Source organism: Chloroflexaceae bacterium, from assembly GCA_025057155.1.
GTDB lineage: Bacteria > Chloroflexota > Chloroflexia > Chloroflexales > Chloroflexaceae > JACAEO01.
Genome location: JANWYD010000146.1, coordinates 287 through 564 on the forward strand (window position 1 = coordinate 287; position 278 = coordinate 564).

Below are 278 nucleotides of genomic sequence, written 5' to 3' on the forward strand. Positions count from 1 at the left end.
CGGATGAAGATGCGGCGGGTCAACGTGACGTGATGCGTCGCGACATCTACGAAGCCGAAGGCTAACGCGCCGCCGCGGTTATGTTCCTCCCAGGCTACAGCCTGCGCGTTTAGCGCGCGCTCCAGCCGTAGCTCGCCGCTGCCGATGCGGGTGACCGGTGCAGGCCGGCCGTCTTCCGCAAGCACGCGCGATTCCGCTGTGTTCATCAAGCGCGACTTGATTTCGGTCTGCCAGAGCCGGCGCTCGGTGGCATGGATGAGCACCGCTGCCGCCCCGCT

At 66.5% G+C, this 278-nt stretch carries 1 protein-coding gene; it reads right to left on the minus strand.

Going from position 1 to position 278, the window contains the following annotated elements:
• Positions 1-263 (minus strand): hypothetical protein (locus tag NZU74_20730; GenBank protein MCS6883750.1); only part of this gene is annotated, 263 nt, incomplete at its 3' end.
• Between the last annotated feature and the right edge of the window lie 15 nt (positions 264-278).